Below are 15497 nucleotides of genomic sequence, written 5' to 3' on the forward strand. Positions count from 1 at the left end.
GGCATGAGCGAACCGGCGTGGTGCCGGCCAGCCATGGCCGCGCCGCTACTTTGCCACAGTTTCCAAACAAAACGGGAGGCCAAGCCTCCCGTTTTCATACCTCGTCCGTCAGCCTCTGTCAGGCGATGAGCTTGTCATCGGCGAAGCCAAAGCCGCGCAGCCCCACCACATGCACATGCTCGTGCTTGCCCTGCACCTTGCGGATGAGCTTGTAGGTGGTGCCCTTCTCGGGGCTGATGTTCTCGGGCGCAGCGATAAGCAGCTGCATATCCTGCCGCTCGCACAGCTCGAACAAGGTGGCGATGGACTTGCCATCCAGACGGGCCGCTTCGTCAAGGAACAACAGGCGGCAGGGAGCGATGTCCTTGCCGCGCAGACGACGGGACTCCTCCTCCCAGCTGATCAGCACCATCAAGAGGATGGCCTGACCGGTACCGATCGCCTCGCCGGTGGAGAGCGCGCCGCTCTCGGCCCGCAGCCAGCCATCGGCCCCGCGCTGCACCTCGATCTCCAGCTCCAGATAGTTGCGATAGTCGAGCAGCACGTCGCCCATCACCTGATAGCTGCGATCCCCCTGCTCTACTTGCGGGTTGAGGCGCTGGAACAGCTTGGCCATCGCCTCGGAGAAGCTGAGCTCCTTGTCGGCGAACAGATCGTTGTGCATGGCGGTTTGATCCGCCAGCGCCGTCAGCAGACGGGTGTGGGCCTCGCGGATATTGACGTTGAGGCGCACCCCGCGCACCAGACCGAAGGCGATGTTCTGCAAGCCCTGGTTGAGCACCCGGATTCGGTTCTGCTCGCGGCGGATGATGTTGGTGATCTTGGCCGCCACCTCGTGGGAGGAGAGCGACAGATGGGTTTCCCGCTGCTTGAGCTCGTCAGCGAGACGGGCCAGCTCGATCTCCATCTCCTCGATCGCTTCCACCGGATCATCGGAGCGGATGATGTCGTTACGGATGCGATCTTTCAGGTAACGGTAGACCTGCACGTAGAAGGCCACCTTCTGCTCGGTGCTGCGGTTGCCCTCAGAGAGGCGCAGCGCATCGCGCAGGGCTTCGTCGTGGGCCACCGCCACCCGCAGGGCGCCAAGGGCCTTGTCCGACATGGAACGCAGCTCGTCGCTGTCCAGATAAGCCAGCTCGCGCTTGTTGAGGCGCTTCTCGACGTCGGTCTCCCGCGCCAGCCGCACCACCCGCGACCAGCTCGCCTTGTGGCCCACCAGGGATTTACGGGCGCTGTAGTAATCCTTGCCTTCCAGCTTGAGACGACCGCCAAGGGATTCGATCTCGCGCTTGGTGACCTGCAACTGGGCCTCGGCGCTGGTGCGACGGGAACGGGTGCGGATCAGCAGCTCTTCAATCTCTTTCTTGTGGGCGCGCGCCTTCTCTTCCATGTCGTCGGAGAGGGTCAGCCCCATGGCCGCCAGCTCCTGCTCGAACTCGGTCAGGGTCTGGCGTTTGGCCTCGACGCTGGAGTTGAGGGCGGTACGCAGTTGCAACGCCTCGGTGTGGCGCTGGGCAATCTGCTTGTGCTGCTCGCCAGCGGTGCGGGCCGCCAGCTCGGCCGCTTTCAGCTTCTCTTTGAGCCGCTCGCTCATCTCGGAGGCCTTGCCCAGCAGGTCTTGCGCATCCTGATAGGCAAAGTGCGGCAGACGGGCCACCAGCTGATCGAGGGCGTAGCAACGGCGCTTCTGCTCGGCCAGCAAGTCGCTCACCTCATCGTAAGCCGCCTGCAGCGCGGCCAGATCCTGCGGATCCTGACGCAGCACCTGCACCATGGTTTCCAGTTTTTCCAGCGCCTTGCCGTGCTTGGCGATAAAGGCTTCGGCCTGTTTCAGGGCTTCAACGTCAGCGTGAGCCGCCTCAAGGCGGGCTGCCAGATCTGTCTCGGCAAACAGATGGGCAAAGGGCAGCATGCCCTGCACCAGCTGGATATGGCGAGTCAGCTGGGCGGCGGCCGCTTTGGCCTCGGCCAGCTGCTTGTCGCACTCACCGATGGCCCCTTGCAGCGCGCGCAGCTCGGCCTGTTTGGCCTGCACTTCGGCTTCGGGATCGGGGCGGAAGGCGATGTCCAGATGCTGACCGATAAAGTCGCGGAAGTGACCGTAGAGACGGTGGTACTTCTGCTGCTCGAAGGCGGCCTTGGCGTAGCCCTCGATGAGCCCTTCGCGCTCAAGGTCGAGCTGCTCGATGCGTTTTTCCCGGGCGGCGCGACCAAACAGCGGCAGCTCGGGGTAGCGGGAGAAGCGCACCTGACGCTTGCTGGTGCGCACCAGCACGGCGTCCCCCAGCTCGTCCGCCTCCACCAGATCCTCGTCAAAGGAGTCGGGGTTGCCCTGAATGAGGTAGATATCCTCCGGGCAATCTTCCAGCTTTTTCAGCCGTTCGATGGCCCCTTCGAGGTCGAGCACCACCAGGGCGCTGCGAGCCGGGCCATAGAGCGCGGAGTAGTAAGGGGCATCGTCGATGGAGATGTCGTCATAGACATCGGAGAGCAACACGCCCCCCACCTGCTCGGCGATGCGGGCAAGACGCGGATCCGCCTCGCCGGCACCCAGCTGCAGGTTGCGAATTTGCAGCTCCAGCGCCTGTTTCTGCGCCGCGATGCGGTTGCTCTCCTGTTCGAACTCGCGCTCCTTGTCGAGCACGCCCTGCATGCCGGAAGAAAGTTCTTCGGCGGTGGTGAGCGGCAGACCGCTCTGCTCGCGCAGCTGCTCGAGTTTTTCAAAGGATTTGAGCCAGCGCGGCGCCAGCTTGGTGAGCTCGCTGATATCGCGGCCGAGCTGGCTGCCCTGATGCTCGAAGCTGGCGCGGCGCTGATCCACCTCTGCCCGCAACTCACTCAGCTCCTCCTGACGGGTGCGCTGGGCTTCGAGGAAGATCTCCAGCTCGTCCTGGCTCGCGATCAGCTGGCCAGAGGCCTGCTGCAGCTCGTCACGCAAGCGCAGCAGCGCTTGCTGACTTTCGCTCTCTTTCTCGAGGCGAGCCAGCGCGGCGCGCAGCCCCTGCCCCTGGGCGATGCGGGCCTTGTTTTCAATGTGACGCTTGAGCAGCGCCTGGGCGGTAGGCCAGGCGGCCTCACGCACTGTCTCGGGGGCGATGCTGAGCAGCAGCACCAGCGCCGCTTCATGCTCGGCCACCGCCGCCTTGGCCAGCGCCAGCTGCTGTTCGGCCCCCAGCACCCGGCTGGTGAGGCTCTGTTCGGCGGCGCGGAACTGATGCAGGGTGTCGCTCGCCTGTTCGGCGGTCAGCCCCGGCAGCTCGCACTGCTCGCGGGCAGTCTCCAGCGCCTGCACCGCCTGACGGTACTGAATGGCGCGGGTCTGCTGGATATCGAGCGCCTGCTGATAGTCGGCCAGCTGGGTCTTGAGGCTGTCGACTTCTGCCTGCGCCAGCTCCTTGCGCTCTTCCACCTCCAGCAACTGGCCATGGATCTCCTCCACGATCGCCTGCTGCTGCTCCAGCTTGTCCATCAGCTCCGCCAGATCGGCGCGGTACATCTCGATCTTCTTCTGCAAGCTGACCGCAGCCATCACCTTGGCCAGGTGCTCGGAGGCAGACTCCAGCTCGTCGGTCAGCAATTTTTCGCGGTTGGTGAGCTGCTCCACCTCGTCGGCCAGATAGATGGCGCGCTGCTTTTCTTCGGCCAGCAGGCGACGCTTGCCTGCCAGCTCCTGGCGGGCCTTGAGGGCCAGCTCGGAGAGGCGATTCTTCTCGGCGGCGTTGCGCACATAGTCGGCCGCCACATAGTGGGTGGTCTCGGTAATGAGGTTCTTGAACAGATCCCGCTGACCCTGCGTCTCCTTGATCGCCTCCAGGGTACGGCGGTTCTCGTAGATGGCCGCCTCCATGTCTTGGAACGCCTTGCGCACCCCGGAGTTCTCCGGCAGCAGGTATTCACGCAAGGAGCGGCTGATGGACGAAGAGATGCCGCCGTAGAGGGAGGCTTCGATCAGGCGATAGAACTTGCCGCGATCCTTTTGATCACGCAGCTTCTTCGGGGTGATGCCGAACTCGAACATGAAGTTGTGATAATCGGTCACCGTATTGAACTTGGCGACCTTGAGCGCCCCCAGCTCGGCGGCGGCCCCTTTCAGATCGGCGAAGGCACGTACCCGGCCCTTGCCGTCATCGAGCTTTTCCAGCAGTAGATCGGTGGGTTGCAACTGCTCGGGCACATCCACCAGCGCGAACGGGGTGATGTTGACCTTGTTGTCGCGGTTGGCCACCTGCTCGAGGTGAACGCCGACCCAGATCCGCTGCTCGCGGCTGTTCATCACTTCCAGCAGCGAATAGCAGTGGCCGCGCTGCAGCTTGCCGTAGAGCCCCTTGTCGCGGGACGCGCTGGAGGAGCCCGCCTCCGTGGTATTACGGAAGTGAAGCAGCGACTGGTCGGGAATGAGCGCCGCGATAAAGGCCGCCATGGTGGTGGACTTGCCCGCGCCGTTGCCGCCGGACAGGGTAGTGACCAGCTGGTCGAGATCGAAGGTGCGGGCGAAGAAGCCGTTCCAGTTGACCATGGTCAGGGATTTGAATTTGCCTCTCACGACTTTGCCTCCATCTGGGCCTTGGATTTAACGCTGCAAGTCATCTTCCACCTCCAGTTCAAGCTGCTCTTCATCGAGATCCGCCTCGATATCCTCAAACAGCGAATCGCTGCTCGGCATCTCGTCGTCGTGGAAGATGGCCTCACCCTCCTGGATCATCCGCAGCTGGACGGCGCGCGGATCCTCATCGGAGCGTACGTCGGCGGCAAAGCGGAACACCGATTCGTTGACCCGGAATTTGTCGCTGTTGCCAAGGGCGGTGATCATGCCAAGGCGGCGCAGACGGCGCATGGAAGTGCGGATCTTCTCCAAGAGCTTCTTCTTGTCCAGATCGGTGCCACCGGATCGGCTGTTGACCATCCGCAGCAGTTGCTTCTCGTCGGCCAGGCTCAGCACCTCTTCTTGCAGTTCGCCCATGGCGAACACCCCTTCCGAGGCGAGCCGATCCGGGCTCAGGTAGAGGTAACAGAGTACCTTGCCCACCAGCATGTCGAGCTCGGAGAGGACGGTGGTACCGATGTCGGCGCTCGGGCGCGGGCGCAGATAGAAGAAGCCTTCCGGCGCCTTGATCAGTTCAACCTGATAGCGGCCGTAGAAGATCTCCAGCTCCTGGTGGTACTCCACCAGCGCCGAGTGCTGTTCGAACTCGTCGGCACTGATGTGGCGGCCGGAGCGCAAGGCGGTGTCGATGCGCGGAAACAAGGGGTTGGCAATCGCCTCTGCGAGCCGCAGCGGCAAGGGAAACTCAGTATTGATCAATGACATAGGCCTGAACCTTGGATCCAGCTTGGTTAATGGGTTTCCATGCGGGCTGACGATGCAGCTGGTGCTCGCCGCTGGCATGGCCCAGGCGCACGGCCTGGTCGATCAGAAGACGCGCCACGTCGAAGTGGGCATGGGCCGGGTAGTCCAGCAGGTACTCGCGCAGCACGTCGGCGAGATCCAGCTGCTGGCCCTGCTCGGGGTAGCGGGCCAGGTAGCGCTCGATGCGCTCGGCCAGCTCCTGGTTGATGTCCACCATCTCCATGTACTCCATCTCGAGCGGCACCTCGCCGGTCACCTCCTCGTCGTGGATGGCGATGGTCTCGTCCCGCAGCTCCAGCAGGCGCGGCTCTTCGGCCACCCGCAGCAGCCAGTTGTGCTGCTCAAAATTGCGGATGGAGTCGCGCAACCGCTGGCTGAAGGCGCGGTTCTTGTCCATATCGATGGCATTGCGGATGAACTTGTGGACGTGCCTGTCATAGCGGGCCCACAGCTCGATGCACTGCTGACCCCAGCTGGTGATGACGTCCAGCCGCCCCTGCAGGGCGTGGGTCAGCTCTTCGACGTGGAACAGATCCTCGCGCCCCTGCGCCGCTTCCTGAATGTTGAGCAGCCCCGCCTGCAGGCGGTGGCCGGCGGCGTCCAGGGTATCTTGCAGCTCGCGCAGGGTCTGGCCGGTCTCGTGCAGCAGTTTTTCGCAGCTGTGGATGGCATCGACCCAGTTCTGGGTCAGCAGGGCCGCGATCTCGGTTTTGACCTGATTCTGCTGCTCGTCCATGGCGCGCTGGGTGAGATCGATGCGCCCCAGGGTCTCTTCCAGCGAGAAGGTGAGCCGTGGCAGCACCTCGGCATCCCACTGCTCGCGGGTGTTGGTCTCGAGCGCCGCCTTGCGGGCGGTGTCGAGCTCGGCCGCCAGGTGTTCGAGCAGGATGGAGAGCTTGATGGAGTCAACCTGGCGCTGATCCATGAAGAAATCGACGATGCTCATGCCAAGGCGCGACAGGCGATAGAGGCTCTCCCCCGCCACCATGTCGGTGTTGAAGCGCGACAGCAGTTGCTGGCGAATGAGATCGTTGATGGCGTTGTTGGCGCGACCGGTGAGGGTCTCGTCCATCTGGCCGAAGGCGTTGCTGACATAGCCAAAGGCATCGTGCAGCGCCGCTTCAGACAGATCCGATTCATCTTCGGACAGCGTCTTGATTGCAATCAGAAAGGCCAGCCGATCGGTGGGCAGGCTCAGCGCCAACCCCTCCTGCCTGACCCATCCCACCATTTCGGGCAGGGTACGGGATGTACTCATCATGATGTTGTCATCTCGTTGTTGTATTGGGCGCAAAGCCTTGCGCGCGGCTACATCCGGTAGCATCAAAAAAGGGGCCTCAGCCGGTGGGTTTTTGCGCCATCACGTGGATATAGCGCCCCAAGGAGATAAACGGCTCCTGCCGGCAATATTGCAGCTCCATGGCCAGCAGATCGTCGAACTTTTCCCGCTGATCCTGCTTGTGGCGCATGTAGTCGTGGATCACCCGCACCCCGGTCTTGCCGATGATCTTGAGCCCGCCTCGGCCAATCCAGTCGTAGACCTGCTCCGGCAGCTGGGGATTGGTGGGGGTCAGCGCCGTCTGGCGCTTCTTGTTGAGCCCCTGACGCACGTAGTCAAAATTGCCCACCACCAGGCTCTGGAACAGCAGACCGTGACGGTTGTAAAAAAGCAGCGACAGTATGCCCCCGGCATTGACGAAAGGGAACAGACCGAGCAAGGTCTGGCGCGGCTCGGCGAGCCACTCCAGCACCGCGTGACAGAGCACCAGATCGAAGGTGCCGGTCACGTGTGCTTTGAGATCCTGAATGGGGCAATGGATGAGACGAATTCTGTCTTCCAGCCCCTTCTCGGCGATCTGGCTGCGGGCCAGTGCCAGCATTTCCGCCGACAGATCGCACAGCTCCACCTGATGGCCCATGGCCGCCAGCTTCTGGGCGAAATAGCCAAAGCCGCCCCCCGCATCCAGGATGCGCAGCGGCCGGTTGCCAAGGCGGGCCAGGCAGGCTTCGATGTCGCTCCACACCACTGTGGTGCGGATGCGCCCCTTGGTGGAGTCATAAATGTTGCGGGCGAACTTGTCGGCGCGCCCGTCAAAACTCTGATCTTGCTTCAAGACGAACTCAACTCTGTGGCCACGGGAAACGGGCCTGACGAAAAAGAGGGTATTCTGTCACATCCCGAATTTGCTGAAAACTCAAGGCGCAGCTCCCTCCCCCAGGTGATGGAAAAAACATCGTTTGGCGCCCACTTTGCCCCCATTTCGCGCTTTTCGGGGTGTGCGGGCAGGCACTGCACAACCTGTGTACCTTGATGGCGCCATGCAGCCCTGGGAAGAGGCGCCTATACAAGGGCGCCAAAATCCTTAATAATTTTTTAATGCATTGTTATATAAGGAATAACAAGTGGACGCCCTGTTTGACCTCAAAAAGTGGCTGGGCCAGCTGCTGATGCCGCTCCCCTTCTCCCTCAGCCTGCTGCTGCTGGCGCTATTGCTGCTCTGGTTCACCCGTTTTCAGAAGAGCGGCAAGCTGCTGGCGACCCTCTCGCTGCTGCTGGTCACCCTGATGGGAATGCGACCGGTGAGCTACGAGCTGGCCCGCGGGCTGGAGCAGACCTTTCCCCCCTTCGAGACAAGCCAGCATCCCGACATCGAGGCCATCGTGGTGCTCGGCAACGGCCATGTCAGCGACCCGGCGGTGCCCGAGCGATCCTGGCAGAACAATATTGCGCTGGCCCGCACCCTGGAGGGGGTACGGCTGGCCCAGGCTTATCCGCAGGCGGAACTCATCTTCTCCGGTTATGTGTCCGGGGATCCCCTGTCGAACGCCGAGGTCAACGCCCGCATGGCGGTGAGCCTCGGCATTCCCCGCACGCGGATGACGTTGTTTGAAAACAACAAAGACACCCACGACGAGGCGGTCAGCATCAGCCGTCATCTCAAGGGCAAACGAGTGGCGCTGGTGAGCTCGGCAACCCATCTGCCGCGGGCCATGGCGCTCTATCAGGGTCAGGGACTGAACGCCGTGCCCGCCCCCACCGACTACACCGCCAAGCAGAGTCAGGTGGCGCAACCTCTCTACAGCTACCTGCCAAAAGGGCGCTATCTGATGTATTCCGAGGCTGCCATTCACGAATGGATTGGGGTATGGTGGGCCCGTTTGCGGGGGCAGGTTAACGATTGAGCAATCGAGCCTTTCATTCCTGATTTGGATCAGGAAAGCGAAAAAAAATTACGTCATTTGCCGCCGGGTCAGCTATCTTGGGCTCGGTTCAATTCATATAATGTCGCGCAATCAAATGCCTAGGAGATATACAAGATGAGACAGCACCTGGTAATGGGTAACTGGAAACTGAACGGCACCAAAGCTTCCGTCGAAGCTCTGATCAAAGGACTGACCCCGGCTGCTGCCGCTCATCCTTCTGTGCAAGTCGCCGTCTGCCCGCCGGTTATCTTTTTGGGTCTGGTTGAGCAACTGACCGCCGGCAGCAAGATTGCCTACGGTGCCCAGAACGCCGACGTTCACGAGTCCGGCGCCTTCACCGGCGAAAACGCTCCGTCCATGCTCAAAGCCTTCGGTTGCACCTACTCCCTGGTCGGCCACAGCGAGCGTCGTACCCTGCACGCAGAGACCGACGACGTGGTTGCTGCCAAGTACGAAGCCATCCAGAAAGGCGGCCTGATCCCCGTGCTGTGCATCGGTGAGACTCTGGCTCAGTTCGAAGCCGGCACCACCAACTCCGTGGTCGAAACCCAGCTCAAAGCCGTGATAGACCGTTGCGGTATCGCCTCCTTCAACAACGCCGTCGTGGCTTACGAGCCGGTATGGGCCATCGGTACCGGCAAGACTGCCACCCCGGAAATCGCTCAGGCCGTTCACGCTCACATCCGTCAGTACCTGGCCGGCTTCGACGCCGCCGTGGCTGCCAAGGTACAGATCCTGTACGGTGGTTCCGTCACCGGCGCCACCGCTGCTGACCTGTTCGGTCAGCCGGACATCGACGGCGGCCTGGTGGGTGGTGCGTCCCTGAAAGTGGACGACTTCTCCCAGATCATCTCTGGCGCGGCCAAGTAATCGGCTGCCATGGAGGGGGCACTTGCCCCCTCCTGCATATCGCTTTTCCTATGGCAGCCGCCGCATCCCATAGGAAAGCCGATATAGTAAAAGTGGCTTGTCTCATTCAACCATTTCGTATTCGACAACTCAGATCCAGAGGCACTCATGACCAAACAAATCAAACGTATTGGTGTTTTGACCAGTGGTGGTGACGCACCGGGTATGAACGCAGCCATCCGCGCCGTGGTGCGCGCCGGTCTGCATCATGGCCTGGAAGTCTACGGCATCTATGATGGCTACCTCGGTCTGCATCAGGACCGTATCGTCAAGCTGGAGCGTCACAGCGTCTCCGACGTGGTCAACCGTGGTGGTACCTTCCTCGGCTCCGCCCGTTTCCCCGCCTTCAAAGATCCGAAAGTGCGCGCCGAAGCGATCGAAAATCTGAAAAAGCACGGCATCGACGCCCTGGTGGTGATCGGTGGTGACGGTTCCTACATGGGTGCCAAGAAGCTGACCGAAGAGGGTTTCCCCTGCATCGGCCTGCCGGGCACCATCGACAACGACATCGCCGGTACCGACTTCACCATCGGCTTTGATACCGCACTGAACGTGGTGGTAGACGCCATCGACCGTCTGCGTGACACCTGCAGCTCCCACCATCGCATCTCCGTGGTCGAGATCATGGGCCGTCACTGCGGTGATCTGGCCATGTCCGCCGCCGTTGCCGGCGGTGCCGAGTACGTGATCGTGCCGGAAGTGGCGTTCGACAAGGACAAACTGCTGCAACAGATCAAGGAAGGCGAAGCCAAGGGCAAGAAGCACGCCATCATCACCATCTGTGAGCACGTCACCGACGTGAACGCCCTGGCCAAGGACATCGAAGCCCTGACCGGCCGCGAAACCCGCGCCACCATCCTGGGCCACATCCAGCGTGGCGGTACCCCCACCGCGCGTGACCGCATCATGTCCAGCCGTATGGGTGCCTACGCCGTCGAGCAGCTGCTGGCCGGTCACGGTGGTCGCTGCGTCGGCATCCAGCGCAACGAGATGGTGCACCACGACATCATCGACTGCATCGAGAACCTCAAGCGCCCGTTCGATCAGGAGCTCTACGATCTCTCCACCACCCTGTTCTAAGCCCCGCTTTCAGGTTGCTGTGACAAAAGCCCTCCACTGGAGGGCTTTTTTATTGAGCCCTGCTCGCCACGCCCGGGGCCATGACACCACCTCGTTGCAACCATCCCTGCGCTCCTCGCAGTACTTCCTCTGTTTATCGCCTGCCCACCCCCTTCTTCGAGGCTCCTTGCACCGTTAACCGGTTCAACCGGCATTGCACATCAACAACGCGGTACACGGCCCTCTGCAGTCCGGCTTCTGCCGAGAACAGCGCCACCTCTCTGCACACTCTTCTTGCTCTGTCTTCTTGCTCTGTCCCTTGGCGTTGCCGACCGCAGGCGCCCCATCGGGCCGCCAACATGCCAGGAAAAGATCCGAACAGAGACGAAAAGTGGGTCGACAGGGCACCATCAGCAGAGGGGATTTTGCAAAAAGACGGGAAGAGACATGTCAGAAGGTGGCGTCACGACAGGGAAAAACCGTTCGACTGCGACAAAAACATGTTGGAGACGGAAAATGGCGCTGACAGCCGCCCAAACCATGGCGGGGTCATCACTCTCCCCTCAAAATCGTCTTTTTTTGCCGACATAATTTTAGAAAAACAAAAAAGCCTCATATAAAACCCCTCTACAGTATCATAATGGAATGACCTAATAGACTGTTTTAATTGAAATAACTTAAAAATCCACTTCTCTACACCGCATGACATGACCATCAAGACGATAAAATGAACTTAAAGGTGCAAAAATGAAGCTTTCGATACTCACTAAGCAGATTAAAGCCAATAAATGCAATTTACTATTGTTTTACCGCACAATTGTGGTATCTTGGTTCCATCAACAGTCAGCCAAGGGAGACAAAAATATGAAAGAGTTTGTGGTTACTGCAGTTTTTACTGTGTTTTTCACTCTGGTTGCCGTCTCTCTGCCGTCACTGTCACAGCTTTGAGGCGGTTAGTTGCCCACCCGATGAGCCTGATGGGCAACGACAGGCATCGCCACGCTGGTTAATTCACCGCTTAATGTCATTTTTTGGTGGTTCATCGTAAACAGCGACCAATACGGCTATTAGTACGACCAAGCGAACATAATTACAGCTGCCTGCCAGAGGTAGCCTGTCAACAGGGGGAGCCAGTGGCTCCCCCTGTTGCATTTGCGTCTGCGGGATTTACTCTTGTCCCCCTGCCCGTCACAATGTCCGCTGGATTCGCCATGCAGGAATTACCATGACACAAGATGCGCTAAGCCATTGGCGTCGTGATCTTCATCGTCTGCCCGAAGCGGCCTGGTGTGAATTTCGTACCAGCTCCCTCATCGCCCACCACCTCAGTGAACTCGGTTTCTCCATCATGCTGGGCGACAAGCTGCTGGCCAGCAACCTCATCATGGGCCGCAACATCGACGTGCAGGCCCAGAAGGAGCGAGCCCTGCGCCAGGGTGCCCATCCGGACTGGCTGGGCAGGATCGAAGAGATAACTGGCGTGATGGGGCTGTGGGACAGCGGCCGTCCCGGCCCGACCCTGGCCTTTCGCTTCGACATCGATGCGGTGGAGGTCGAAGAGAGCCAGGATGAGCTGCATCCTCCCAGCCAGGAGGGGTGGCACTCGCGCAATGCCGGCTGGATGCACGCCTGCGCCCATGATGGCCATACCGCCATCGGGCTGGTGCTGGCCGAGCGGATCGCCGCCCTCGCCGATCGGTTGAACGGCCGCATCAAGCTGTTCTTCCAGCCCGCCGAAGAGGGCTGTCGCGGCGGCAAGGCGCTGGCCGCCGGCGGTCAGCTCGACGACGTGGATGCCCTGCTGGCGCTGCACATCGGCATTCATGCCAACAGCGGCGAGCTGGTGGTCAATCCCACCGAGTTTCTCTGCTCCACCAAGTTCGACGTGGAGTTCATGGGGCGTGCCGCTCACGCGGGGCTTGAGCCCAACGCCGGTAGCAATGCGCTGGCGGCGGCCTGCATGGCCACCACCGCCATGCTCGGCATCGCCCGCCACCGCGATGGCATGACCCGCATCAACGTAGGCCAGCTCCATGGCGGCAGCGGCCGCAACGTGATCCCGGGTCACGCCCTGTTGCAGGGAGAGACCCGGGGCGCCACGCCGGCCCTCAACGACTACATGTTCAGCCAGGTGCAGCAGATGGTGGAAGGGGCAGCCATGATGCAGGGCGCCACCTACCTCATTCGCAAGCAGGGTGAAGCCATCGGCATCGACAACAGTCCGACCCTGCTCGAAGAGATCATTCCGCTCGCCCAGGCGCTCAAGCTGGAGACCATCCATACCCGCCGTTTCGGCGCCAGCGAGGACGCGGGCTTTCTCATCGAACGGGTGCAGCGAAGCGGTGGCGAGGCGGCCTACCTGATCCTGGGGGCCAATCTGGCGGCGCCCCATCATCACCCGGAGTTCGACTTCGACGAGGCCGTGCTGGCCCCCGGCGTGGCACTGCTGGAGTCCTGGTTGCTGGCTCGCCTCGGCCGCTAGCAAACAGCCGGATACAAACAAGGCAGCCCGTGGGCTGCCTTGTTTTTTTTCACTCCTTGTGTGGCAAGGGGGTCTGTTGCACCTACTGCCCCAGCACGATGGCCGAGAGGTGGGCAAAGTGGTGGATCTCGTGGGTCGCCTCGCACGGACCATCCTGGCGAGCCGGGTTGTACCAGCAGGTTGCCAGCCCCTGCGCCGCGGCGCCGGCGATATCGGTCTTGGGGTTGTCCCCCACCATCAGCACCCGCGCCGGATCCGGGCGCTGCATCAGCTCGAGGGCATGCTGGAAAATGGCCGCCGCCGGCTTGGTCACCTGTACCTCGTCCGAGATCACCAGCGGTTCGAACCACTCGTTCCAGCCCAGCTTGTCGAGGCGGCCGCGCTGCGGCAGGCTGAAACCGTTGGTGATGATCCCCATCTTCACCTTGCTCTTCAACGCCTGCAGGGTCTCCACCACTCCCTCCAATGGCATGCTCAGGGCGATGATCTGCTGCAGGAAGGTATCGTTCATCGCCATCGGCGCCACGTCCACCTGTTCGGCAAACAGGGAGAAGCGGGTCTGCTGCAGGTGGGCGGCATCGATCTCGCCGGAGTTGTACTGCTGCCAGAGCCGGTGGTTGAGGGCATGGTACTCCGCCATCTTGGGCGGGGTCGGCGTCACGCCGTAAATGTGCAGCGTCTGTTCCAGCGCCTGGGCGACCGGGAAATCGAGCAGTGTTTCGTCCAGATCGAACAACACCCAGTCATAACTTGGTACTTTCACGGGATCCCTTACTGTTCTGGTTGATCAAGTTCATTGCGCCGCCCCAGCGGGCCGGCCAGCAGATCCAGTGTCAATCTGACCCCGAATCCGGTCACCTCGCTGCTGACCACGCCATTGCCGCCCTTGTTGCGAAAACCGCTCAAGTCGAGGTGCAGCCAGGGGGTCTGGGCGGGTACGAAGCGGCTGAGGAAGCGGGCCGCATCGATGTGATCCGGCGACGAGCCCGGCGCACACTGTAACAGATCGGCCCATTCGCTATCGAGGTTGTCGTCGTAGTCTTCATCCAGCGGGAAGGGCCAGATCCGCTCGCCGCTGCGCTGGCCAAGATTGATCAGCTCCCCCAGCCACTGGGGGCGGTTGGTGAAGGCGCCGCTGTAGCGGCTGCCGAGTGCCCGCTTGCAAGCCCCGGTCAGGGTGGCGTAGTCGATCAGCAGATCCGGATTGTCCTGCACCGCCATGCAGAGGGTATCCGCCAGCACCATGCGCCCTTCGGCATCGGTGTCCACCACCTCGATGGTGGTGCCGTTGAGGGCGGTCACCACCTCCCCCGGCCGATAGGCCAGCGGGCCTATGTGGTTCTCGGCGATGGCAAGCCAGCAGTGCACCTCATAGGGCAACCTGGCCCGACTGATGGCGTGGAGCGTCCCCAGCGCCACTGCGCTGCCCCCCATGTCCAGGTGCATGCCATACATGCTGCCGGAGATCTTGAGGTTGTAGCCGCCCGAATCGTGGCAGATCCCCTTGCCCACCAGTGCCAGCCGCCGCACCGCATTGGGCGGGCAGTAGCTCAGCTTGACCATGGCGGCCTGGTTGTCTTCCGAGCCGCGCGCCACCGCGATGAAAGCGCCAGCCCCCCGCTCGGCGAGCTGGGCCTGATCGTACTCATGCCACTGCCAACCTTCGCTCTGGGCTAGCTGGCGTACCCACTCCCGGTAGCTGCGGGCGGTCAGATCGGAGGCCGGCGACACCGCCAGATGGCGCGCCAGGCCGTTGCCCTCCGCCTCGGCATAGATCCGCGCCAGATCCAGCACGCAATTGGGGGACACCGCAATCTGCTGGTAGCGCCAGGGATCTTCGCTGCGATGCTTGTGACTGGGCAGCGGCACGTTGGCGGCCAGCAAGGTGGCCAGCACCAGTTCGGCCAACAGCGTGGTATCGGCCTCGTCAAAACCTTCCAGGTGCAGCCCCAACCGCTCGATCTTGAGCCCGGCCAGCGGCGCAACCCAGCCGCGCGCCTGCTTGTAGAGGGCATGATCGCGTGCGGGGTGTGCCGGCAGGAAGATCAGCAATTGCAGGGTATTGTGCAGCACCAGGCTGTAGGGCGCTTTCTGCCCCAGCGCGATCTGGGCGCCGACGGCGGCAAACTCGGGCAGGGCCAGCAGGCTTTCGCGGCGATCTTCGGCGCAGATCAGCAGATTGGCGGCCAGGCCGTTGGTGAGGACGGCAGCGAGGCCGGCGTCGTGAATGTCGATCTGCGGCGGCAAATAGGTAAATGGTTGCATCATTGGGCAAGGCCCTCGTCCATGAAGAGATATCAGAGATGATACCCAACAAAGCGGGGTCACAGCCAGATTTGCACTTGAAAATCAATATCAAGCGTGAAGGCGACACAAAGCAGAACGACCGCGAAGGCGGCTGGATTAAAAACTGGAGGGTTAGCGTAATAGAGAAAGGAAGTTGGTTGCGGGGGCCGGATTTGAACCGACGACCTTCGGGTTATGAGCCCGACG

Annotated in this window: 11 protein-coding genes; 5 read left to right on the top strand and 6 right to left on the bottom strand. The window is 61.7% G+C overall.

What is annotated here, in order from left to right; all coding sequences use genetic code 11:
* Positions 1–118: 118 nt before the first annotated feature.
* The 4 genes from mukB to cmoM all read right to left on the bottom strand — a co-directional run bounded on the left by mukB (position 119) and on the right by cmoM (position 7464).
* Complete coding sequence (mukB, locus tag QLG02_RS14815) at positions 119–4546, bottom strand: chromosome partition protein MukB (RefSeq protein WP_282465530.1); 4428 nt, start codon at positions 4544–4546, stop codon at positions 119–121.
* 27 nt (positions 4547–4573) lie between these two features.
* Positions 4574–5311 (bottom strand): chromosome partition protein MukE, encoded by a 738-nt coding sequence (mukE, locus tag QLG02_RS14820; RefSeq protein ID WP_011706220.1) that lies wholly within the window; start codon positions 5309–5311, stop codon positions 4574–4576.
* The gene (mukF, locus tag QLG02_RS14825; protein WP_043119003.1) at positions 5292–6611 is read right to left on the bottom strand and encodes a chromosome partition protein MukF; all 1320 of its coding nucleotides are present in this window, start codon (positions 6609–6611) and stop codon (positions 5292–5294) included. Before mukF ends, mukE begins: the two co-directional genes overlap by 20 nt.
* Positions 6612–6687: 76 nt before the next feature.
* Positions 6688–7464 carry a tRNA uridine 5-oxyacetic acid(34) methyltransferase CmoM gene (gene cmoM, locus QLG02_RS14830; protein ID WP_029303111.1) on the bottom strand — a complete coding sequence of 259 codons (777 nt, stop codon included), beginning with the start codon at positions 7462–7464 and terminating at the stop codon, positions 6688–6690.
* Positions 7465–7762: 298 nt separating this feature from the next.
* On the opposite strand from cmoM, the gene elyC reads away from it, so the two are divergent.
* The 4 genes from elyC to QLG02_RS14850 all read left to right on the top strand — a co-directional run bounded on the left by elyC (position 7763) and on the right by QLG02_RS14850 (position 13004).
* The gene (gene elyC / locus QLG02_RS14835) at positions 7763–8533 is read left to right on the top strand and encodes an envelope biogenesis factor ElyC (protein ID WP_199796293.1); all 771 of its coding nucleotides are present in this window, start codon (positions 7763–7765) and stop codon (positions 8531–8533) included.
* Between the two features lie 135 nt (positions 8534–8668).
* On the top strand, positions 8669–9424 hold the full coding sequence (gene tpiA / locus QLG02_RS14840) for a triose-phosphate isomerase (protein WP_282465531.1): 756 nt from the start codon (positions 8669–8671) through the stop codon (positions 9422–9424).
* 147 nt (positions 9425–9571) lie between these two features.
* Complete coding sequence (gene pfkA / locus QLG02_RS14845; protein ID WP_011706225.1) at positions 9572–10543, top strand: 6-phosphofructokinase; 972 nt, start codon at positions 9572–9574, stop codon at positions 10541–10543.
* Positions 10544–11747: 1204 nt separating this feature from the next.
* Positions 11748–13004 carry a M20 family metallo-hydrolase gene (locus tag QLG02_RS14850; protein WP_011706226.1) on the top strand — a complete coding sequence of 419 codons (1257 nt, stop codon included), beginning with the start codon at positions 11748–11750 and terminating at the stop codon, positions 13002–13004.
* A gap of 82 nt (positions 13005–13086) precedes the next feature.
* On the opposite strand, the gene yjjG is transcribed toward QLG02_RS14850, so the two are convergent.
* Together yjjG and QLG02_RS14860 are read right to left on the bottom strand one after the other, a co-directional pair.
* On the bottom strand, positions 13087–13767 hold the full coding sequence (yjjG, locus tag QLG02_RS14855) for a pyrimidine 5'-nucleotidase (RefSeq protein ID WP_024946307.1): 681 nt from the start codon (positions 13765–13767) through the stop codon (positions 13087–13089).
* 8 nt (positions 13768–13775) lie between these two features.
* Positions 13776–15272 carry a leucyl aminopeptidase family protein gene (locus QLG02_RS14860; RefSeq protein WP_282465532.1) on the bottom strand — a complete coding sequence of 499 codons (1497 nt, stop codon included), beginning with the start codon at positions 15270–15272 and terminating at the stop codon, positions 13776–13778.
* Between the two features lie 35 nt (positions 15273–15307).
* Between QLG02_RS14860 and QLG02_RS14865 the strand changes: the two genes are divergently transcribed.
* A partial coding sequence (locus QLG02_RS14865) for a hypothetical protein (protein ID WP_282465533.1) occupies positions 15308–15497 on the top strand: 190 nt, incomplete at its 3' end.

The organism is Aeromonas sp. V90_14 (assembly GCF_029967615.1).
Classification (GTDB): domain Bacteria; phylum Pseudomonadota; class Gammaproteobacteria; order Enterobacterales; family Aeromonadaceae; genus Aeromonas; species Aeromonas hydrophila.